The organism is Arsenophonus nasoniae (assembly GCF_004768525.1).
Lineage (GTDB): Bacteria > Pseudomonadota > Gammaproteobacteria > Enterobacterales > Enterobacteriaceae > Arsenophonus > Arsenophonus nasoniae.
The window spans coordinates 21381-42450 of record NZ_CP038621.1; the positions used below are offsets into that span (position 1 = coordinate 21381).

The 21070-nt window shown below is 40.9% G+C and carries 23 protein-coding genes and 4 pseudogenes; 12 read left to right on the forward strand and 15 right to left on the reverse strand.

Annotated features, from left to right (window positions below; all coding sequences use genetic code 11):
- Nucleotides 1-101 precede the first annotated feature (101 nt).
- The 4 genes from ArsFIN_RS24530 to ArsFIN_RS24545 all read left to right on the forward strand — a co-directional run bounded on the left by ArsFIN_RS24530 (nucleotide 102) and on the right by ArsFIN_RS24545 (nucleotide 1598).
- Nucleotides 102-458 carry a hypothetical protein gene (locus ArsFIN_RS24530; RefSeq protein WP_135679033.1) on the forward strand — a complete coding sequence of 119 codons (357 nt, stop codon included), beginning with the start codon at nucleotides 102-104 and terminating at the stop codon, nucleotides 456-458.
- The gene (locus ArsFIN_RS24535; RefSeq protein ID WP_026823899.1) at nucleotides 448-699 is read left to right on the forward strand and encodes a helix-turn-helix domain-containing protein; all 252 of its coding nucleotides are present in this window, start codon (nucleotides 448-450) and stop codon (nucleotides 697-699) included. The genes ArsFIN_RS24530 and ArsFIN_RS24535 overlap by 11 nt, the downstream gene beginning before the upstream one ends.
- Before the next feature lie 132 nt (nucleotides 700-831).
- Complete coding sequence (locus ArsFIN_RS24540; RefSeq protein ID WP_026823898.1) at nucleotides 832-1227, forward strand: hypothetical protein; 396 nt, start codon at nucleotides 832-834, stop codon at nucleotides 1225-1227.
- Complete coding sequence (locus tag ArsFIN_RS24545) at nucleotides 1224-1598, forward strand: DUF2726 domain-containing protein (RefSeq protein WP_026823897.1); 375 nt, start codon at nucleotides 1224-1226, stop codon at nucleotides 1596-1598. Before ArsFIN_RS24540 ends, ArsFIN_RS24545 begins: the two co-directional genes overlap by 4 nt.
- On the opposite strand, the gene ArsFIN_RS24550 is transcribed toward ArsFIN_RS24545, so the two are convergent.
- From ArsFIN_RS24550 to ArsFIN_RS24595, 10 genes and pseudogenes are all read right to left on the reverse strand, one after another.
- On the reverse strand, nucleotides 1595-2143 hold the full coding sequence (locus tag ArsFIN_RS24550) for a plasmid partitioning/stability family protein (protein WP_026823896.1): 549 nt from the start codon (nucleotides 2141-2143) through the stop codon (nucleotides 1595-1597). The genes ArsFIN_RS24545 and ArsFIN_RS24550 overlap by 4 nt on opposite strands.
- Entirely contained in the window at nucleotides 2140-3132 is a 993-nt protein-coding gene (gene parM / locus ArsFIN_RS24555; protein WP_026823895.1) for a plasmid segregation protein ParM domain-containing protein, read from the reverse strand. Before parM (ArsFIN_RS24555) ends, ArsFIN_RS24550 begins: the two co-directional genes overlap by 4 nt.
- A 213-nt stretch (nucleotides 3133-3345) precedes the next feature.
- Nucleotides 3346-3780 carry a regulatory protein RecX gene (locus ArsFIN_RS24560; protein WP_026823894.1) on the reverse strand — a complete coding sequence of 145 codons (435 nt, stop codon included), beginning with the start codon at nucleotides 3778-3780 and terminating at the stop codon, nucleotides 3346-3348.
- Between the two features lie 198 nt (nucleotides 3781-3978).
- Nucleotides 3979-4554 (reverse strand): topoisomerase C-terminal repeat-containing protein, encoded by a 576-nt coding sequence (locus ArsFIN_RS24565; protein ID WP_276324686.1) that lies wholly within the window; start codon nucleotides 4552-4554, stop codon nucleotides 3979-3981.
- A 229-nt stretch (nucleotides 4555-4783) separates the two neighbouring features.
- Nucleotides 4784-6000 (reverse strand): IS91 family transposase gene (locus tag ArsFIN_RS24570; RefSeq protein ID WP_026824113.1). Its coding sequence is split into 2 segments (ribosomal slippage): nucleotides 4784-5202 and nucleotides 5202-6000, totalling 1218 coding nucleotides; the frame shifts between segments, so codons are not numbered across the junction.
- A gap of 222 nt (nucleotides 6001-6222) precedes the next feature.
- A pseudogene (locus ArsFIN_RS24575) lies at nucleotides 6223-7758 on the reverse strand (DNA topoisomerase); the annotation flags it as partial.
- 451 nt (nucleotides 7759-8209) lie between these two features.
- Nucleotides 8210-9369 (reverse strand): IS3 family transposase gene (locus ArsFIN_RS24580; protein ID WP_135677411.1). Its coding sequence is split into 2 segments (ribosomal slippage): nucleotides 8210-9090 and nucleotides 9090-9369, totalling 1161 coding nucleotides; the frame shifts between segments, so codons are not numbered across the junction.
- A 298-nt stretch (nucleotides 9370-9667) separates the two neighbouring features.
- Nucleotides 9668-9979: a TrbM/KikA/MpfK family conjugal transfer protein gene (locus tag ArsFIN_RS24585; protein WP_135679037.1), complete on the reverse strand. Its 312-nt coding sequence runs from the start codon at nucleotides 9977-9979 to the stop codon at nucleotides 9668-9670.
- Nucleotides 9980-10274: 295 nt separating this feature from the next.
- Complete coding sequence (locus tag ArsFIN_RS24590; protein ID WP_135678014.1) at nucleotides 10275-11477, reverse strand: IS91 family transposase; 1203 nt, start codon at nucleotides 11475-11477, stop codon at nucleotides 10275-10277.
- A gap of 9 nt (nucleotides 11478-11486) precedes the next feature.
- Nucleotides 11487-11945, reverse strand: a complete 459-nt coding sequence (locus ArsFIN_RS24595; RefSeq protein WP_210409124.1) for a hypothetical protein — start codon at nucleotides 11943-11945, stop codon at nucleotides 11487-11489.
- A 117-nt stretch (nucleotides 11946-12062) separates the two neighbouring features.
- Here ArsFIN_RS24595 and ArsFIN_RS24600 point away from each other — a divergent pair, with 117 nt between their 5' ends.
- On the forward strand, nucleotides 12063-12530 hold the full coding sequence (locus ArsFIN_RS24600; protein WP_135679039.1) for a lipocalin family protein: 468 nt from the start codon (nucleotides 12063-12065) through the stop codon (nucleotides 12528-12530).
- A gap of 6 nt (nucleotides 12531-12536) precedes the next feature.
- Here ArsFIN_RS24600 and pilV read toward each other — a convergent pair whose 3' ends face one another.
- A complete protein-coding gene (gene pilV, locus ArsFIN_RS24605) occupies nucleotides 12537-12911 on the reverse strand; it encodes a shufflon system plasmid conjugative transfer pilus tip adhesin PilV (protein WP_135679041.1) in 375 nt (124 codons plus the stop codon).
- A gap of 58 nt (nucleotides 12912-12969) precedes the next feature.
- On the opposite strand from pilV, the gene ArsFIN_RS24610 reads away from it, so the two are divergent.
- Both ArsFIN_RS24610 and ArsFIN_RS24615 read left to right on the forward strand, forming a co-directional pair.
- Nucleotides 12970-13281, forward strand: a complete 312-nt coding sequence (locus ArsFIN_RS24610; protein ID WP_135679043.1) for a hypothetical protein — start codon at nucleotides 12970-12972, stop codon at nucleotides 13279-13281.
- A gap of 155 nt (nucleotides 13282-13436) precedes the next feature.
- Nucleotides 13437-14018: pseudogene (locus tag ArsFIN_RS24615) on the forward strand (IS91 family transposase); the annotation flags it as partial.
- 10 nt (nucleotides 14019-14028) lie between these two features.
- On the opposite strand, the gene istB reads toward ArsFIN_RS24615, so the two are convergent.
- From istB to ArsFIN_RS24635, 4 genes and pseudogenes are all read right to left on the reverse strand, one after another.
- Nucleotides 14029-14790: an IS21-like element helper ATPase IstB gene (gene istB, locus ArsFIN_RS24620; RefSeq protein WP_135677409.1), complete on the reverse strand. Its 762-nt coding sequence runs from the start codon at nucleotides 14788-14790 to the stop codon at nucleotides 14029-14031.
- A pseudogene (gene istA, locus ArsFIN_RS24625) lies at nucleotides 14777-15816 on the reverse strand (IS21 family transposase). The gene istB and the pseudogene istA overlap by 14 nt, the downstream one beginning before the upstream one ends.
- An 86-nt stretch (nucleotides 15817-15902) precedes the next feature.
- A pseudogene (locus tag ArsFIN_RS24630) lies at nucleotides 15903-16385 on the reverse strand (IS91 family transposase); the annotation flags it as partial.
- Nucleotides 16386-16394: 9 nt separating this feature from the next.
- Complete coding sequence (locus ArsFIN_RS24635) at nucleotides 16395-16853, reverse strand: hypothetical protein (protein ID WP_210409124.1); 459 nt, start codon at nucleotides 16851-16853, stop codon at nucleotides 16395-16397.
- Nucleotides 16854-17172: 319 nt separating this feature from the next.
- On the opposite strand from ArsFIN_RS24635, the gene ArsFIN_RS24640 reads away from it, so the two are divergent.
- From ArsFIN_RS24640 to ArsFIN_RS24660, 5 genes are all read left to right on the forward strand, one after another.
- Nucleotides 17173-18102 (forward strand): Rpn family recombination-promoting nuclease/putative transposase, encoded by a 930-nt coding sequence (locus tag ArsFIN_RS24640; RefSeq protein WP_135679045.1) that lies wholly within the window; start codon nucleotides 17173-17175, stop codon nucleotides 18100-18102.
- A 3-nt stretch (nucleotides 18103-18105) separates the two neighbouring features.
- Entirely contained in the window at nucleotides 18106-18651 is a 546-nt protein-coding gene (locus ArsFIN_RS24645; RefSeq protein ID WP_026823968.1) for a ProQ/FINO family protein, read from the forward strand.
- 281 nt (nucleotides 18652-18932) lie between these two features.
- Nucleotides 18933-19907 carry a plasmid segregation protein ParM domain-containing protein gene (parM, locus tag ArsFIN_RS24650; protein ID WP_026823967.1) on the forward strand — a complete coding sequence of 325 codons (975 nt, stop codon included), beginning with the start codon at nucleotides 18933-18935 and terminating at the stop codon, nucleotides 19905-19907.
- A 1-nt stretch (nucleotide 19908) separates the two neighbouring features.
- Nucleotides 19909-20436 (forward strand): hypothetical protein, encoded by a 528-nt coding sequence (locus ArsFIN_RS24655; RefSeq protein ID WP_026823966.1) that lies wholly within the window; start codon nucleotides 19909-19911, stop codon nucleotides 20434-20436.
- Between the two features lie 36 nt (nucleotides 20437-20472).
- On the forward strand, nucleotides 20473-20958 hold the full coding sequence (locus tag ArsFIN_RS24660) for a phospholipase D family nuclease (RefSeq protein ID WP_026823965.1): 486 nt from the start codon (nucleotides 20473-20475) through the stop codon (nucleotides 20956-20958).
- The last annotated feature ends 112 nt before the right edge of the window (nucleotides 20959-21070 follow it).

Here is a 21070-nt window from a genome sequence, read left to right on the forward strand (position 1 = left end):
TAGCCCCCGGAACTGCGCTTGCGCCCCCTGCACAGCGTTTTTCAGGCGTGACGAGCTGTGCGAGTCATGCAATTACGAACTATCCGCTACGCAATCGTTAAATGGTCGGAGACAAAAGAGAGTTAAAGCGATATGGAATTTTTAGTAATGAAATGTCACTAGGTAAAAATAAAATGAATCAAATCTATCATAGAAAAGCAGGTGGTAAATTAAGAAAAATGTTAACTGTGTATTCAGATGGCGAAAAATTTAAATTGCGGTTTTTAATTATGGATAGAACAGATCCAACACGTTCAGAAAAAGCTAAAGGGATTAAACCTAAAAGAATAATTTTAATGGATAAAGCGTTTTTTTTTGACAATATGGAAGATTTAAGATTAAACATTAAGCAGATGCCTTTGTCTGAGATGATTGTGGACTTTATTAAAATTTTTACGGCGAATAAAAATGAAAAATAATAATGTTATTGAAATAAATCCTACGCCAGAGAATGTAAAACGATTACGTATTGCTGCCGGTTTAACATTAAAAGAATGCGCGAATATATTTGGTATAAGTTTACGAGGCTGGCAGAAGAAAGAAGAATCGAACACAGTTAATAGTCGGGGGATTACAAAAGGTGAATACCTTTATTTGCTTTTACTCGCTGGAGAACACCCTGAATTCATCCTAAAGAAGCGACAAGAAATAGAGAAATAGCACTTCAAAAAAAGCACAGAACTACCATAAAAACACAAGACCCAGATAGGCGTAGTCACTACAAATGTGCACATTTGTAGCTCTCGCCAGCCGCTACACGGGGTTTTTGGAGGAAATCAAAGGAGTAAAATTTTGACAGAAAAACAACGATTACAGAATTTTTGGATAGAGGCTGATGCGTTATCCGGCGTAGGCTATTTTGATGTCGTTAATGCCGGTTTAGAGCCAGTAAAATATCACTATCCGGTAGCGTCAAAACAACAGGTATCGGCGCAACTTAACTTTAAAGTGTGGGAACGGTCAAAACTTTGTTGTTACTTTCGTTGCCTTGATTTAGGTGACTATTTTAAAATGAATTTGTTCTTCAATGCCAAGACAGGTGGGCACTATGCTTCACAACAAGGCAGTATTGATTTTAAATCATCGGGCCTTTTAGGGGAATGCTTTTTACTGGATATTGTGATAAGTGAAAAAGGTTACCCGATACTAAAAAGTGCACGAATGCTTGACGATCAGGGAGTGTTATGAATATTAAAGAACGTAGCCTGTTAAGTGAAGATGAATCTGAAATCTATTGTAACCTTAACCGCTTAATGCCAGAAGGTGTTGTTGTTTTTGTTAAAGTAAAACTGTCGGAATTTTTAACACCTATCGCTGAATATGGAACGGAACTATTTTACCAAGACTTCCTTGAATTGAACAATCTAACAGCCCCGTTTTTATTGTTTGATGTAAAGAATAGAAAAGTAGAAAAGGTAATTACATTTCACAATGATTCTAAAAAACAGACAACAGGTGAATTAAGGAAGATCCTTGAAATCTGCCAAATTCCTTTGATAGAAGTTGGCAGTATTGCCGAGTTGTATACACTTACTCTTTTTGAAAACAAAGAAGATTAAGTGTTGAATAATTTGTTAGCTTTACTGATGACTGAATTAGGCTTAGATGGAGTTGCTAATTTTTTTTCCGATAAAAGCGTTTTTGGATTTGAAATGTCATTGATAAGATCGCCATTAATCGCGCCAATTAAAGCTCTAACCTGAATTTCAGTATCATTTTTAACTATTAATGATGAGTATTCTGATTCTGTGATAGATATCCATGAACTCCATCCATTATTAGGTAGTAGTGGGTCGCGTACTCGTTTTTGCCACGCGACAACTTCGTTTTCTTTACCTTTATTTACCTGAGAAATATTATAGTCTGGAGAAAGAGCTCCAATAATATTTGCCAGTGTTGATAACGATGTCGGTTTTGCAAGGAGAGAAGCAACGAGTAAGGGTAAACGATCATCAATTTTTTTCAAACTAAATCCAGAAAGAATCACGTTTTTTATCGTTTCGCTTCTTTTTCCTTGTCCAAGTTGATCAAGATGTGCAATGGCCGTAGCTTGTTCATCTTTATCTGTATTAAGATAGAAATAATATTTCTTTGTCTTACTCATTGCTGTTTGCCCATTTCAGCAAGCGCCTTGACAAGAGCAAGCTGCGGTGTATCTAACTTTTTTACTTTGTTTTTGAGCGTACTCCAGTGTGCTTTAAATGCGGGATAAAGGTACTCGGCACCGCCGCCAGTTAGGTATATGCGATGAAATCCACGATAATGTTGCTCGACATGTTGGATAACTTTTTCTATTAATCTAGTCTTTGAGACTTCAAACGCAGTTTTCACGGTTGCTACGTGTTTAATATTATTGATTAGTGGCATGATATCATTATCATTTCCTGCCATTATTGCCCTGATGATAGTATCAGCTACATGATAATTACTTGGAGTATCAGCTTTTAACAAAGCGTCCTGTACGTGCTTGATAACCAGACTTACGCCTGTTCCTGCTTCACCGGATATCTTTGCGATGCTGTCAAATTGTCCTTCTATTACGCCACAGTCAAGCGTTGTTCCGCCCAAATCGACGACTAAGGATTGCTCTAATGCATGAACATTATCCATCTGTAGTGCTGATACTACGGCGGGAACAGATTCAGGGTATACGCGGATTTTCCCAAAGGTAAAAACGTGTCCTTTGTTCAGAGTAATCGGGCGCTGGAGATTCCTGATTTTTCGTTGGATATTGACTGTATTTTCCTGTGCGTCGTCGCTGTAGTACTCACTGATTGGCAACGTTACCCAAAGTTCGATCTCCTGTGGTGTGATGCCGGACAGTTGGAGCGCATGATGTACCGAAAGTAGGTTTTCTGTACGGTATTGAAAATCAATATTAGTGGTGGGTAGCACATCCGCTGATGCTTTGGAAAAGCTGTATTTTAGTCCATCTACTTCATAGTTATAGATGGGATCAGACGCGAATCCGCCCGGTTTCCACCCTTCGTTGAAGGTGTTTTGACTTACCAGTGTTTTTAGCTCCTGATTAGGTTCATCTTGCCAGCATAACTTGATAGCCGTGGAGCCGTCGTCGCAAAACACTTTTAGCATAAATTACCCCTTTTGTGGTGTGAAAATATGTCAATATTTTAAAAACGTACACCATTTTCGTGTGTTTTTCAATATTTTTTTACACCTTTTATGGTGTTATTTTTTGTTTTTTCTTTTTTTGGTGTTGTTTTTGATTTTATGTCGAAAAAATATACTAGAAGTGTTTTTTTTGGGTGTGAATTTTATTATTTTATGATTGATGTACACCTGAGTTTAGCTAAATGCCTCGAAGATCATATCCATAGAAAATCCTTTGTACTGAAGATAGCGGATCTGCTTAGCTTTCTCTTTTTGCTCTGCGGGGGGAGTATCAGAAAATTTTTTTATCCTTGCTTCTTTGGCCATCGAATACCAGTCTATGCCGGACTCCTCTATTTTTTGTTCAATTAATTCTTGCGGAAAACCTTTTTGCCTGATTTCCTGCTTTATTCGTGTTGGGCCATGGCGTTTTTTAATGTGTTTATCTATAAGGTTATTAATTAACTGTGTATCGTTGAGATAGTGATTATCGCTTAACCGCCGAACAACACAGTCAACGTATTCTTCTTTTTCTGTCAATTTGCTGAGTAGGCGACGTAAGCTACCAGAAGAATAGTCTTTTTTGGCTAAAAGGGTTATAGCGTAATCATATAATTCGTTTTCACTCATCATTCAAATCCGTCATTATATTACTCAATTAAATAAAAACCCTTCTGTTTAATGAAGGGTTTTTGTTTGTTAATTTTATTTGTTAATCAAAAACTCGTCAAGCTACGTTCGGCGCTAAGGGCTTCAGCAATGGGTTTGGGTTTGCATCCGAGTATCGTCTTAATTGGCGTAACCCTTCGATTTTACTTTTGGGTTGCATTATTTCCCGTTGTGGTTAAACTCAAATCCCACTTTTCCAGTGGTTTTATCTTGTAAAATCAACATGGCATCGAAATTTTTCCCTGCTTTGCTTTTAAAGCCTTTAATCATGCCTGTTTTTCCCTTTTGAATGAGAATTTCAACCTGTTTGTTAGTGAGCTTTTTTTCTGCCACAGTAGACCAGATTTTAAAGTCACATCCGGTACAGGTAAACAGTTTGGGACGCACCACAATATCCTTACCACAATTGGGGCAGGGGGTGGCTAATCTTTCACCCTGTCCACTGTTTGGTTTTGCTTCGCCTTTAATTTCACCCACGCTGACTGTATTGACGTGCTGGCGCAAATCATCGATAAGCGCATTCACAAATTCATCAACCGTTTTACTGCCTTGCTCGATATCGCTTTGTTGTGCTGACCAGAGGGCAGTCATATCGGGTAATGTTGCTGACTCTGGTAGAGCGCGGAAAAATGCCACGCCGGTTTCAGTGGGGAGCAGCTTGCCTTTTTCTTCACGGATAAACTGGCGGTTTTTCAGTTTTTCCAGCATGTCAGAACGTGTGGCGGGTGTACCGATGCCGCCGTGCTCATCCTTTTTGTCTTTATCCTTTTCTTTTAACGTCTAAGAATTTCAAAAATAAGTTAACAAAAATTTAACATTAATTATTAAGCAGAATAACGGGTGCGAAAGGTGATTTCCCCCTTTTTTGAGGTGAGAGAAAGATTTTTCAATAAGCGGTAATGATGTTTTTAGAACAATATGAGTTAACTTTGTACAATTTAGTCGATTTTAAATAGATCTCCCCTCACCCCAACAAAGGGACATAGCGCATTCGGGCAATCTCTAAAGCATGATAGACTAATTGAGATATCTTTAATCCTTTGATAAAACGAGAAAATCGCATCCTTCCACCACAAAGAATGCAGCTAAACGGATCAACACCTAAAAACCGCTGACTTAGCAGCGCAAAGGGAACAGACCCTTTTCTTTTGAATTCGGATTGGCCGACGGCGTTTCTAACAACATCCAGAAACTTTCCCACCACCCGATTGGCTAAAAAACCAAAATAACGGAGCATCCGAAAATGTTTTTCGGGGATTTGTTTGATAAGCCGTAAAATTAATTCTTTTTGGGATAAATCTAAATTTTTGTAGTGACCCGTATTATGGTCAAAAAATCGTAACGTAATACGACTTCCGCCATCGTAATGCTCAAGCCTCGCCCCGAGACAGGCGGTTTCTTCAGGTAACGCCCCAGATACTTTGCTGTCTTTTTGGCATTGGATGTCGGGTCGGCAAAATAGACATGCCAATAATCTTTACCTTCGGCATTTTTCCCTGCATTAAGAATAAACCGCTTCCACTCATCATAATCTCTTATGTGCTGTAAACTTTCAGGTAGGTAAATTTTTCCCCAGACAGAAAGAAGATATTGTCGAACATTCCACATCCAACGTTTTCTCACTTTAGCGAGGTCAAATTGCATCGACTTCCATTTTTCATTCTGATTGATGCCCCCCATTGTCCATGAGAGATGAATATGCGTGTTCCAGTTTAGTTTTCTCCCATAGGTATGTAGCGCACCAAAAATACCCATGGTTAATCCGCGTTTCTTCGCTGCATAAAGTAAATTGTCCGCAGCAAACGGGAACAGTTTCCCTAGTAACCATCGATTCAATTCAAAGAGAGGCCAAAGACTGTGCGGCATCGTAAATGTGCCATGCTGCCATTTGACATTAGGTAAACGTTTAATCGTGGTCTTTATCCAGTTATCCGTCAATTTTTTCCCACAGGATGGGCAACCCCGACCTTTGCAGGTAAAACAGACTAACTTTTGATGATCACAATTCTCGTTTTCACAACAATACTCACGGAAACCCATCATGGGTGTGCCGCAAGCCAACATTTTTGTGACTACTTCTATTTCTATCTCTCTGAGTTGAGTGGTTTCCATAATTTCAGCCCAGGCCTTATTCCGCTCAAAAAGCGATTTTAACGGTCGGGGTTGAAAATCTTTTTTCATAGGAAAGGACATAAATCAGTTTAGCTTTGATGGACGATATTACACTCAAGACACGGACTAAAGCTCCCTCAATCTTTCTGTAAGGCATTTTCAGTTTATAGGCCAAAAAAAGATACTTAAAAATTAAGAGCCAATCAGAATAGATTACCGCGCGTTTTATCACTAGATATCAGCGCACAGTGTTTCAGGTTATCGATTTGCAGCCGTAGGCTGATTCGTTCGCAATTGTTTAATTTGTGCATCTTCAACGAAATCCGCTACCCGTACCAGTGCTGCCAGTAGCGTGGCTTCGGTAAATAGCAGCGGTGGCGTGGTTTTCTTTTCATTCACGGTCACCGCATCACAACGGCCGGTTTCCCCGGTGCGTAATGCCTGTAGCACGCCAAACGCGCTGTCCGGCATATCCTCATCGCTGGCGTCTGACGCTTCACCTTTGAGAAAGGCGCTAAACCCGGCATCCATCGTTTTTGTTGCCCGTGCGCTAAAGGTTTCACCTTCAACCTCAACGACAACTGAGGCTTCCAGATAACGCTTGTTGGGCATGAACTGCACCAGATAATGTTGCGCGATAGCCAGATAAACCAGCCGTTCGTGCTCACTGAGGGCGTTTAATGCCGGTACGTTGGCGGTAGGGATAATCGCGGTATGGGCTGTTACCTTGCCACTGTCAAACGCCTTGCTTTTTCGGCTTTGATCAAGGGCAAGTCCGTTAAAATCACCAATGCCTTGCAGCGCCTCAAGCACCTGTGGCGCTTCGTTAAACTGCTCGTCAGACAGATAGGAGCAATCGGAGCGGTTATAGGTGATCGCTTTGTATTTTTCGCGTAGCTGCTGGGTGATTTCCAGCGTTCGCGCCGCCGTCATTTTGTGCTGGCGGTTCATCATCTGCTGCAATCTCACCAGATTGAACGGAAGTGGCGGTGCATTTTCTTTTTCCTGCACGCCAGCGGCCTTTATATCGGCGTCCTTGCCGCGTAAACGTGCTGCCAGTGCATCAGCATAACTTTTGCTGGTAAGACGCTTCTTGTCGTCCTGCGGCGCATTTTCGTTGACCTTCCAGTTGGCGGCGAATGTCTGGCCGTTAACGGCAAAATCCCCGATAAGCGGGTAGTAAAAACTCGACGTGTGCGACTGATTGGCGAGATAGCGGCGCACTATCAGCCCGAGGATCGGCGTTTGAACCCGACCGACGGAGAGTACGCCCCGATAGCCCTTTTTGCGTCCCTCGATGGTATAGGCGCGAGTCATGCTCATGCCGTAAATCAAATCGCCAGCGGCTCGTGCAAGTGCTTTGCGGTAAATGCCTTTGAACTGGTGATTATCTTTCAGTTGGGACAGTGCCTTTTTAACGGCAGCGTCGGTGTTGTCATTAATCAGCAAACGCTTAACCGGCTTGCTGTTGCCGGTATATTCCAGCAATTCCTCAACCAGTAATTGCCCCTCGTCGTCCGGGTCGCCTGCGTGGATAATCACATCAGCCCGGTTAATCAAGTCAATGACGGTTTGGGTATGCGCTTCCTTTCCGGCAATCGGCTCATAGCGTAACGGGTAAAGCTGCAACGGCAAATCCTCGGCTTTCCACTGCGCATAAGCCGGATTGTACGCCTCCGGTTCAATCGATTTCAGGAGATGGCCGTAGCACCATGTTACGACGTTATCGGTTGACTCAAGATAGCCGTCTTTTTTCTGGAAATTGCCCCCTAGCGCTTTGGCAATATCCTTCGCCACGGAGGGTTTTTCTGCGATAAAGAGTTTCATTTTTCACCTGTTAGATTATTTTCTTTGTTAAAGACAATAATGGTTAGCTTTTTTCTTTTTGGCTATTTGATAGATAATTCTACAATCCCCTGATACGCCGATGTGTTTTTTAATCGTCTCATCAGTTTGTTGTTGAATGAGAGAAAATACATTGTCTCTGTAAGGATTAATTATTCTTAAAAAACAGATAAAGAAAGATAGATTCGCTATTAAAATTATTAATGAATTAATATTTTCCTTTAAGGATTCAAAACAAGAGGTTATGACATCTGCGTTTAATTCTCTTATAACTGATGGTTCATAAATAAAGTAGCAACTCAATATTATTACAATCAATTTTGGTGTCATGGAGATGACATATTGAAATGAAATAAGAAATTCTTTAACCATATAGAAAAAGATATGAAATACGCGCCATGAGCTGTAATGGTCAACAAATTCTGTAGAAGATCTAAGCGGCATTTTTTAGTTCATGATATTTTTGATGTGGCGTTAAATAACCAATCGTTGAATGGCGTCGATAATAATTGTAAAACTGAATATAATTTTCAACTTCACAGACAACAGATTGATGATTCATAAACGATAAACGGTTAAGTCTTTCTGTCTTTAAACTCCTAAAAAATCTTTCCATCACGGCATTATCGAGGCAATTACCTCGCCGACTCATGCTTTGAGTTATTTTCCGTTCAAAGAGGTGCGCCCTAAACTCCTCCGATGAATATTGGCAACCTTGATCTGAATGGAACATCAAACTTGTCGTATCCGGTAATTGCCGTTCAATTGCGTTATCTAAGGCTTCTTTCACTAATTTCGAATCCGGTTTTGTTGATAAGGCATAACCAATAATTTCTTTGGTGGCTAAATCCAACACACAGGCTAAATAGCTCCACCCATAGTGATGTCTAATATACGTGATATCCCCGACATAATAGTGATTATGCTGTTCAGGGGAAAATTGTCGTTTAAGCAAATTAGGGGCATATCGATGTTCGTTACCCGATGAGTGATAGTAGTGCTTTTTCGTTGGTCTAATTGCAACTAATTGATTTAATTTCATGATGTTCGATATTTTATAAGTGCCAATTTGGTGCCCTAAACCCTTTAACTCGGCTTGAATACGTCTTTTGCCATAAATTTGACCCGATGTATAAAAAATACGTTTGATTTCGCCACACAGTCTTTCATTTTCAACTGTCGGTATTTTCGTTTCATAATAAAAACTACTGCTGCTTACTTCAAAAAGATGGCATAACTCAGTGACCGTAAAATTGGGGTACATGATTTTCAGTTGCTTCACGATTTTGAGTTTTGATTGTCGAGGATGAAGTAAGCCGCGGCTTTTTTTAATATGTCATTATCCCTCTGAGCACGCTTAAGTTGAACTTCTAATTCTTGTATGCGCTGTTGCTCGGGTGTTAACGCTTTTGATTTTACAGGCGTATTCCCATTTAACTCGGCAAGATATTGTTGCTTCCATCGTGATACGGCAGATTTACCCGCACCGGATATTTTTTCAACTTGGATATTGCTATATCCACCTTCAACCATGAGTTTTGCATATTCCAGTTTTTGCTTTCCGCTAAAGGTTACTTTTACTTTTCGGGTCATATTTATACCTATAAGATTTTGCTTAATTATAAGCTATAAATCTCTACAGTTTTATTAGACCACTACAAGCGGAGTACGCGATGGTAAATGGAAAAAAGCTCATGTCTTGGAATGTTTTTTATCGCTACCTCTTCGTTATCTCTGATTATGCTGATTTCTATTTTATCTTTTCGTTTCTCCATCATTGTAACGATAAACAAGAATGCATAGATGATAATGGGTGTAAGAAATGTATACATTTTATTCCTCTTTTGTTTTTTTGTGGCGATTGATGATGGGCGATCTTTTTATTCTTTTTTTATCCTCGCATTCTGCCAAATTGTTTCATGATATCGCTGACGATTGCTGGATCTGCCGTTGGACAGCCCCCCAGGAAATCACGCCGTTTAACAAACGTTTTCCACGGGTCAAAACCGTGTCGTCCAAATTTCCTAAGGGAGAAAAATTTACGAACAGCGCCACTACACTCACTTTGATTGCTGCCTTGTAGCTTCCCGTACATGCACAGTACAACGGTACACGGGTCGCCTGAGTCAACTTTTTCTTGAGCAGAAAGAGGAATACTGGCTGCAAGTAATAGCCATGTTGCAGTGAAGAGGGTTTTATTCATAATGACTTTCCTATCAAGTTGGTTTGAATTACGCTGATTGAGTATTTATTGAAAATGGTTATAAGGTTGACGTGACATGAAATTATGGAGAAATCTGTATTTACTAATATCTTCTTTGCTATCTCTCTCTTGATGGTTAGGAAATTGAATCGCTTTTAAAGTGAGTAGCAAAAGCCATCCCTTATTGCAAAAAGGAGATGGGGATCGATTTATTGTGTTTAGTGCCAGTTAACATTTCCTCAGAGAGTGTAATTTCTAACCTGATTTCCTTATTTTAGACACATTGATCCTGCGTTTAGCTGCGTAACCATCGCTTTTTCTCCAGGTTATGCAGTCTTTCTGACAACAATTCCGTTGCTTTTTTACCCATTTGCGCCCCGGTGAAAAGCAGCCTGTCGCCACACAGAATACATTTGTACGGATCGGTACGCAGAAATCCTTTCATCAGCACAGAAAAACCTGGGTTCTCCGGTTTTTTACGTGCCGTCATCTCAAGTGCCTTATACACTTTCGGCAATAGTTTTCCTCGTTTACGATTCGACAAAAAACCAGAGTAACGCACCATTTTAAAATGCCTGGCCGGAATATGGCTTATATAGCGTCTAATCATCTCTTCCTGCGGCAGAGTCTGCTGCCGATGCTGGCCAGTTCGGTGGTCATGGTAGTGATGAACAACGGCACCCCCTCGGTAATGCCGCAGTTTTGACGCAGATACCGGTGGGCGTTTAAGGTAGCGACCGAGGTACTTAACACTATGCCATGCCCCTTTCGTTTTTTTAGCAAAGTGCACTTTCCAATAACGTCCGTACTGCGCCCTCAAGTAACGCCGCCAATGTTTTTTGTCACGGATATGGCCAAGACCGGGAAGAAGGCCAGGGTTAATTAAATCATAACTGTGACGCAGTAGTCGGATAACAGCCCCTCGCCAGATTTCTTCGACATCCTTTTTTTTGAAAAACAGCTTTCGCCATACACTATGTTTACTATCCAAACCCCCTCGAGTGACGGAAACATGAACATGCGGATGTTGATTGAGTTGCCGGCCATAAGTATGCAAGGCACAGAAAATACCAATTTCGATACCCTGTTTGCGAGCCAACTGCAGCATAGCTCGAGTGGCTGCCCGAAACAGAGCATTAAGTAGCGGCCAGTTATTGTTAAAAAAAGGCCAAAGGAGATGTGGCATGGTGAAAGTAATGTGTTGCCAGTCGCAGTCGGGTAAAATATGAACCTGCTGTGCTAACCACTGCTCGGTGGCTTTAAAGCCACATGAACTGCAGGCTTTTGACTTACAGCTTTGGCAGAAAAAACGGCTGTGAGAACAATCAGACGAAGCGCAACAATAGCGCCGGACACCCATGGCACAAGTGCCGCAGGCAAGCATGCGCTCCACAGATAAACTCGTCCACGAACTAACGCTATCGCCGTATTTTTCGAGGAATTTATTCCAACCGTCATCAATGGTGAAAAGTAGTTTAGCAGGACGAGGGATATACATCTGACTCAATTACCTTATGGGCATCTTGCCAAAGAAACAGAAATTGTCAGATTCGTCAGCCCAGTTATCGGTGTGTTTATCCCAGGGTTCAAAGGAAACAGGGATTATTCCTAGCTCCGTATAGGTGATGAATTCATCGGCAGGCAGACTTTCAGTTATTACCCCCTCAGTGTAGTCGTATCCAGCGTCATCGGCTTGGTCTTGGCGTTGTTCAAAACCCCTGATAATCGTGACTAGCGGCGGGTAATACTGCGTGTCGAGAAAAAATTGGGGGCCGAGTCGGACGCAGTGGCGTATGGCTTCTTTTAGGGTGTCATAAAAAAATTCAGGCGGTCTGTCATCATCATTTTCGGGTGGGAGAGAGATCATAAAACGTTTCGGATAAACAGGCGCTGTGGCACGTGAAGTGACGGGCAGCCTGCCTGATTTAACCGGTTTACGCTTTCTGGGAGATTTATTGCGAGCCATCGAGATGAATCCCTGAAAAAAATTAACCTACTGCAGAGTATAAAACAGTACTCAACTCATTAACATCCCCGAAGCAGCACCGCTGCGCCGCTCACGCGTAGCGTGCTACGTTCTAGTATGTCTTCGCCAAAGGGTGTAAAGGCTGTAGAAAATTTTGATTTGAATCAATATCTCGGTCTCTGGTACGAAATTGCCCGACTAGACAATCGTTTTGAGCGTGGCCTAGAACGGGTTACCGCCAATTACATGCTTAATCCCGACGGGAGTGTGAAAGTCATTAATCGGGGATTTTTGCCCGAGCTGCATCAATGGCGAAAAAGTATAGGTAAAGCAAAATTTATAGGTTCCCCGAAAAAGGGGTCACTGAAAGTTTCCTTCTTCTGGCCGTTCTATGGTGGCTACCATGTGATAGCGCTACATCCAGAATATCGTTATGCGCTGGTAGCAGGGCCAAGTCGAAACTATCTTTGGCTGCTTTCACGCACACCTAGGCTCGAGACGGCGGAAACGGAGTCTTTGCTAAATCTTGCCAGAGAACTTAATTTCCCCGTTGATAAATTGATATGGGTGAATCAGGATGAGTAGAATTTTTTAATTAATGCAAATTGCTTCACATTGGAAGCGAACAAAAAATTGCGGACCACCTGATAAAATCCAGTTTTTATGCTCATCTGGTTTCACATGACAGGCTACATAATCAAAATGGCTGCCCGGTAAGTGAAAGCCTGCGATCGCACAAAAATCGTGTGAGCCAATATTTTTAGCACCTGAATTGGTTTTATGATAGGAAACAGGACCCAGTCCAGTCGTTTTGGTCCACCTGCCGGTTTGACAGGAAAGGAGTGCGCCTTTAACATCCCGACTCACTAATCCATTGGAGGGGCAGGACGAACCTTCAACGACGACTTTCTGAACGTAGCACGCTACGCGTGAGCGGCGCAGCGGTGCTGCTTCGGGGATGTTAATGAGTTGAGTACTGTTTTATACTCTGCAGTAGGTTAATTTTTTTCAGGGATTCATCTCGATGGCTCGCAATAAATCTCCCAGAAAGCGTAAACCGGTTAAATCAGGCAGGCTGCCCGTCACTTCACGTGCCACAGCGCCTGTTTATCTGAAACGTTTTATGATCTCTCTCCCACCCGAAAATGATGATGACAGACCGCCTGAATTTTTTTATGACACCCTAAAAGAAGCCATACGCCACTGCGTCCGACTCGGCCTCCAATTTTTTCTCGACACGCAGTATTACCCGCCGCTAGTCACGATTATCAGGGGTTTTGAACAACGCCAAGACCAAGCCGATGACGCTGGATACGACTACACTGAGGGGGAATAACTGAAAGTCTGCCTGCCGATGAATTCATCACCTATACGGAGCTAGGAATAATCCCTGTTTCCTTTGAACCCTAGGATAAACACACCGATAACTGGGCTGACGAATCTGACAATTTCTGTTTCTTTGGCAAGATGCCCATAAGGTAATTAAGTCAGATGTATATCCCTCGTCCTGCTAAACTACTTTTCACCATTGATGACGGTTGGAATAAATTCCTCGAAAAATACGGCGATAGCGTTAGTTCGTGGACGAGTTTATCTGTGGAGCGCATGCTTGCCTGCGGCACTTGTGCCATGGGTGTCCGGCGCTATTGTTGCGCTTCGTCTGATTGTTCTCACAGCCGTTTTTTCTGCCAAAGCTGTAAGTCAAAAGCCTGCAGTTCATGTGGCTTTAAAGCCACCGAGCAGTGGTTAGCACAGCAGGTTCATATTTTACCCGACTGCGACTGGCAACACATTACTTTCACCATGCCACATCTCCTTTGGCCTTTTTTTAACAATAACTGGCCGCTACTTAATGCTCTGTTTCGGGCAGCCACTCGAGCTATGCTGCAGTTGGCTCGCAAACAGGGTATCGAAATTGGTATTTTCTGTGCCTTGCATACTTATGGCCGGCAACTCAATCAACATCCGCATGTTCATGTTTCCGTCACTCGAGGGGGTTTGGATAGTAAACATAGTGTCAACGATCACCGAAAACTGATCCACTTTTTATCTAAATCCGATCAATCAAAATTGATCCACTGTTTTACTCAGTTATTGCTCCTGAGCGCCGCTTATCTTTCAATCGGTAGCTTTCACCGCTTAATTGCAGTACATGCGAATGATGAAGTAAACGATCAAGCATAGCGGCAGTTAATGTTGCGTCATCAGCAAAAGCACTTGGCCATTGCCCAAATGATAGGTTACTCGTCAATATGACACTGCCATGCTCATAACGCTTGGCAATCACATTGAAAAACAGGTTTGCTTCTTCTCGCCCAAACGGCAGGTATCCAATCTCATCGATAATCAACAACTTCGGGGCCATCACCGAACGTGATAGATATTGTTTGAGCTTATTTTGTCGTTTGGCAGTTGAGAGTTGCAACATCAGTTCAGCTGCCGTGGTAAAGCGGGTTTTCTTCTTGGCCTGTACTGCTTTTAATCCTAACCCAATAGCTAAATGCGTTTTGCCTACACCGCTTGGGCCAAGCAACACGACATTTTCATTACGTTCAATAAACGTTAATGCGCTTAATTCCTGTATGTGTTGTTTGGGGATCCCCGTTGCAAACTTAAAATCGAACGTATTAAGTTCTTTATGTGCTGGGAATCCTGCCATCCGACTCAAAAGATTACGAGTTCGTTCATCTCGTTGTTGTTGCTCACATTTTAACAGGGACAGTAAAAACTCTCCGTAGCTTTTGTCTTGGGCAATGCATTTTTCGGCAAGTGATGACCAATGAGTCGGAATAGAATTTAATTTCAATGACTCACACAGGTGTTCAATTTGTTCATGCAATAACATGTTCACCTCCCAGTAATGCTTCGTATACGCTGATTGAGTGTTGCAAACTGACAGATTCAAGGGGCGGTACGATAGGGATATTAAGCGTATTAGTCTGTGGGATAGATTGGCAAACCCTTGCTGGTAAGGGTAGAAGAGACTTCACTTCCTTAGCTAATCTATCTGCTGGCTTCTCTAACGTTGTTCCATGAATTCGCTGATGGGCAACGCGTTGTAACCATGGACCCACTTTTGCATTAGCTATTTCAATATCCAGTTCAAGATTATGAGCACGAAGGTCGGTGTTTAATGGCACGATAAAGCTGTTTTTTAAATAGTGGTTAAAGCGCTCTACTTTCCCTTTCGTTTTTGCCCTGTAGGGCTTGCAAGCCTTCAATTTAAACCCGTAATCTTTCGACATTTGAAGCATTTCGACATGTAATTTATGATCACCTTCTGCATAAGCATCCCGTTCGATGATGAGGGATTTTGCGTTATCACACAATACTTCCTGTGGTACACCACCAAAGTAGTCGAAAGCTTCTCTTAAACCTTGCTGCCACGATTCTGCTCGTTCATTATCAAAGAACTTTACATAACTCGCACGCGAATAGCCTAGCGTTGCAACAAACGCTTTCAGCGATTTTTTACCTCGCCGGATGCTGGTGAAGTCGATTTGCATTTGTTGACCTGGCTGTGTTTCAAAACGGACGACTACTTCGGGAACAATGCTTGGTTTAAATTGACAAACAAATCGGCGTAATTGAGCAATACCACCTTGATAGCCGTTTTCAACTACCTCATCAAATAAGACTGTTGCAGGGATCCAATCAGGTTTAGCCAGTTCAATTCGCTGAAGCAAATAAGGTTTAAAGGGGATAATTTAGTCGGTTGTTGACTTCTTTTAGCATAAGTTGGCATTGTCTGTTGTTGTAAATGATGTTTTACGGTGTTACGGGATATACCCAACTCACTGGCAATTTTTCGAAGGCTTTGTCCTTGTGCAAAGCGAACATGAATATCCACAAATATCTCCTTGGTTAACATAAATTATCCGTACAAAAATGTGCGAATAATACCAAGTGGATCAGTTTTAGATGATCGTTAGTGGATCAGTTTTGCATGATCGGTGACACATGCGGATGTTGATTGAGTTGCCGGCCATAAGTATGCAAGGCACAGAAAATACCAATTTCGATACCCTGTTTGCGAGCCAACTGCAGCATAGCTCGAGTGGCTGCCCGAAACAGAGCATTAAGTAGCGGCCAGTTATTGTTAAAAAAAGGCCAAAGGAGATGTGGCATGGTGAAAGTAATGTGTTGCCAGTCGCAGTCGGGTAAAATATGAACCTGCTGTGCTAACCACTGCTCGGTGGCTTTAAAGCCACATGAACTGCAGGCTTTTGACTTACAGCTTTGGCAGAAAAAACGGCTGTGAGAACAATCAGACGAAGCGCAACAATAGCGCCGGACACCCATGGCACAAGTGCCGCAGGCAAGCATGCGCTCCACAGATAAACTCGTCCACGAACTAACGCTATCGCCGTATTTTTCGAGGAATTTATTCCAACCGTCATCAATGGTGAAAAGTAGTTTAGCAGGACGAGGGATATACATCTGACTCAATTACCTTATGGGCATCTTGCCAAAGAAACAGAAATTGTCAGATTCGTCAGCCCAGTTATCGGTGTGTTTATCCCAGGGTTCAAAGGAAACAGGGATTATTCCTAGCTCCGTATAGGTGATGAATTCATCGGCAGGCAGACTTTCAGTTATTACCCCCTCAGTGTAGTCGTATCCAGCGTCATCGGCTTGGTCTTGGCGTTGTTCAAAACCCCTGATAATCGTGACTAGCGGCGGGTAATACTGCGTGTCGAGAAAAAATTGGGGGCCGAGTCGGACGCAGTGGCGTATGGCTTCTTTTAGGGTGTCATAAAAAAATTCAGGCGGTCTGTCATCATCATTTTCGGGTGGGAGAGAGATCATAAAACGTTTCGGATAAACAGGCGCTGTGGCACGTGAAGTGACGGGCAGCCTGCCTGATTTAACCGGTTTACGCTTTCTGGGAGATTTATTGCGAGCCATCGAGATGAATCCCTGAAAAAAATTAACCTACTGCAGAGTATAAAACAGTACTCAACTCATTAACATCCCCGAAGCAGCACCGCTGCGCCGCTCACGCGTAGCGTGCTACGTTCTGCAAATCCATGCACTTTTATGCAAAATTATGCACTTATTTTTTATTGAAAAATAAGTCTGAGGTTTTCAAAAAAAAACACCCCGTGTGGTTAACGAGGTGTTTTGATGATAAGGATTAATGTCATGTAATGAAAAGATTGCTCGTTCAATATAGTGTATTCGTTTGTTATGATGCAATTTGTTATGTAAACAACGAAAATATCAGATGAGTAAAAAATTTACCCCAACCCCACACGATGCCGTATTCAAGCAGTTTTTAAGTGAGAAAGAGACGGCAAAAGATTTCTTTGATATCTGGCTACCGGATGAGCTTAAAGCCTTGTGTGACTTGGATAGTCTGAAAGTGGAATCCGGCTCATTTGTCGATATCGAGATGAAAAACTACCAGAGTGATATTCTTTACTCAGTCAGCACTTCAAAGGGCAGCGGATATATCTATGTTTTGATTGAGCATCAGTCCAACCCTGATAAGCTCATTGCATGGCGATTAATGCGCTATAGCCTTGCTGCCATGCATAAGCATTTAGAGAATGGACATAAGCAATTACCGTTAGTTTTCCCTATCCTGTTTTATGCAGGTGAACAAAGTCCTCACCCCTATAGCACGAATTGGCTCAATTGCTTTGAGGACAAGGAACTAGCGAAGAGTATCTACACCAATCCCTTTAAGTTAGCCGATGTCACCACGCTTGATGATGGCGAGATTATGCAACATAAGCGCATGGCTTTGTTAACTTTGATACAAAAGCACATTCGCCGACGGGATATGACAGAGCTTCTTGATGAAATTGTGACACTGCTGTCGTATAATTATTATACTGATAATCAAGTCATCACGATGTTTAATTATCTCATCCAAGAAGGAAATGCAAAAAAGCCAATGGAATTTATCACTGAGATAGCGAAACAGTCAGAGAAACACGAAGGAGCACTTATGACTATTGCTCAAGCATTAAGACAAGAAGGTAAAATTGAAGGAATTCAAGAGGGAATTCAAGAGGGAATGCAAAAGGGCGAGAAACATGCATCGATGAAGATAGCACGGCAAATGCTAGAAAGTGGTATGGATAGGCAATCTGTGATGAAATTTACGGGTTTGACTGATGTCGAAATGAGCAATCTGTTTAAAGATTAAACCATGACGGAACGCCAGAAATTAAGCCTCAATCGCACTAGAAAGGCTTCACCAGAAAAACAGACCTCAAGTAATACTGTTTACGGTAAAAAGGTCTGGGTGAATGCTACGCACAAAAAACAGGCAAAAAAACCGAAACCCCAAAAGGTAGTAAAACAGCAGCCCAAGAAGCTGGTTGAAAAACCTAAACAGGCAGTGAAGGTTAAAATTCCAAAACCACCCATACCGCCTAAAAAGCGATTGCCGTTAGAGGAAGCGATTTCACAAATCAGCACGTTTTGGCCTTATCTTTTCCCTGATGGCAAGTTGTGCCCAATGAAAATTGGTATCCAGCAAGATATGTGGCAAGAAGTGAAAGAAAAGGGTTTCCCAATAGCCAGAAGGCGTTTGAGAGCCTGTTTAGGGAGTATTGGTCATCATACTGATTATCGCGCACTTATCCAGTTAGGGGCGTTTCGTTATGACAAAGACGGTCAGATAGTTGGAGAGGTCACCCAATCCGATGTTGACGATAATCTGCAACGTTTAGCTCGGCGAAATAAGCAATAAATCACTTAATCCTGAACGCTCTAAGAAATTAGAGTGTCTTGTGAACTGCTTTATCTATCACAATCACGTAATTTATACTTAAATATCACTTTTATAGTGTATTTTTTATATTTTATTGATTTTAGTTTTACATAAAATTACCTTATTATTTTATTTTATCACCTTTTTGGTTTTGTTTTTTTATGTTATTTAGTTTTAAGGTGATTAAATGGTTATTTTTTGTTTTAATTATCTTTTAAATTAGATATAATTTATTTTTTTAATTTTAAAAAGGAAATTCGATGAAAGTCTATTGTGATGATGGCTCGACAGCTACTAAATTAGCCTGGATTGAAGATGGAAAAATAAAGCTATTTGTTTTACAAAATGGGTTTGTAGAAAAGTGGAAAAACAATACCTTTGGCGAAGTTCACAATTATATTGTTAATGGCAAGAAATATTCTTACTCCCCCAATAGTGATGAAATTATTTCCACGACTAACATCAATTATCAGTATAGACCGATAAATACATTAGGTATTCAGGAAGCATTACAACAAAGTGGTTTAAAGCCACAAGAAATTGATTTGGTTGTGACTTTACCTATTACGGAATATTACAATACTGATGCTCAGGAAAATAAGGAAAATATCAGGAAAAAAATTAATAACTTAAAAGAAAAAGTCGAGTTAAATAATGGTGATGTTTTTACTTTTAATGATATCAAGGTGTTGCCGGAGTCAATTCCTTCTGTAGCGCCCATTTTATCCATTGATAATGTTCAAGAAAGGGAATTATCGCTGGTTGTTGATTTGGGCGGTACAACACTTGACTGTGGTTTAATACGTGGGGTTTTTAATGATGTCATTAAGACTACCGGAAATCAAAACTTAGGGGTAGGTCAAATTATAAAACAGGTTCAAAATGCCTTAATGATGGCAGATACTGAACTGAATTTTAATGATACGGATAGTCTTATTAGGGACATGGTAAAAAACCGGAATATAGCACAATATATTAATAATAAATCGATGATTTCCCATGTCAAAAAAGCATTGGAAATGGCTATGATGCAATTATCGGATAGTGTTATCGGTCATATTGAGGAAAATTACAAAAGTTTTCACCGTATTTATTTAACCGGAGGAGGCGCAGAATTTTTACTTTCTCCATTTAAAAAACATTGGCACGTATTGGGGGATAAGGTCAAGAAAATAGATGAACCACAAACTGCTTTAGTCAAAGCGTTGGGCGCACTGGATAGTGAAGATAATTAATATGAGTAATAAAAAGTTTTTTTTCTACCTAAATGAAGACATTGTGGGACAAAGAAAGGTCGTAGAGGCGCTTGAATCATATCGCAAAAAAACACCTGTTATTCGAGATGCTTTAATGTTGTATTTTGGTTTACGTGAGTTAGATGCAAGGTTGCCGAGTTTTTTATCAACGACGATTGAAAATGATGGTAATTTACATGATGTTCGAGCTGTTTTTGATGCATTTGCTGAAAATAATGAGGAAGTTAATGTTAATGAAATTGTTGCTTGGCAGAAAAGGACAATTAATCATTTAGATCCTAATGGTAAATGGTCTGAATGGATGCCAATAACGGAAGAAGAATATAAAAATAGTTTAATGGATCCTCAAAGTCATATTCAGGTTAGAGCACTACAGGGGAAAATTTATGGTGATGGCAGTTTGCAAAAAGAAATTATTGAACCAGTGATTGAAGGAAATAAAGAAGGTAAAAATGAGAAAATAAATCCGGAAAGTTTAAAAAACGCCAATCGATTTTTTTCAAAATAAATAGACTTTTTTTGATACGGATATAAAAAATGGAAAATAATTTTATTGTATTTTTTATTGTTACCCTCTGTCGTTAATGCAAAAGAAATTGAAGTGGGTTTTTCAACAACGGGGACGGCGTTAAATATTATTTTAAATGCGATTTATCAGGCAAAAAGGGATATTCATGTTGCTGCGTATAGTTTTACGAGCAAACCTGTTTCGTTAGCCTTATTAGAAGCCAAAAAAAGAGGCGTTAACATTAAAGTCGTTGCGGATAAAAAGGCAAATGGAAACAAATATACCGCCGTAACTTTTTTGAAGAACCATCAGATTGAAACTTGCTTAACAGATCATTACGCCATAATGCATAATAAATTTATGGTCATTGACACCAATACTGTTCAAACAGGTTCATTTAACTACAGTGCCAGCGCAGCAAAAAGAAATGCTGAAAATGTCATCGTGATAAATAACAAAGATGTCGCTAATGCTTATCAGCAAGAATTCAATCGACTTTACAACGAATGTTTGACTGGTTAATTTTTTTATCTCTCTAGCTCCTCCATCAATGTAATGCATGGAGGATTATTTTATCTTTGCTTAATATTTTTTTGATACGAACTCCACTACTTACATTCGTTTATTGATTATT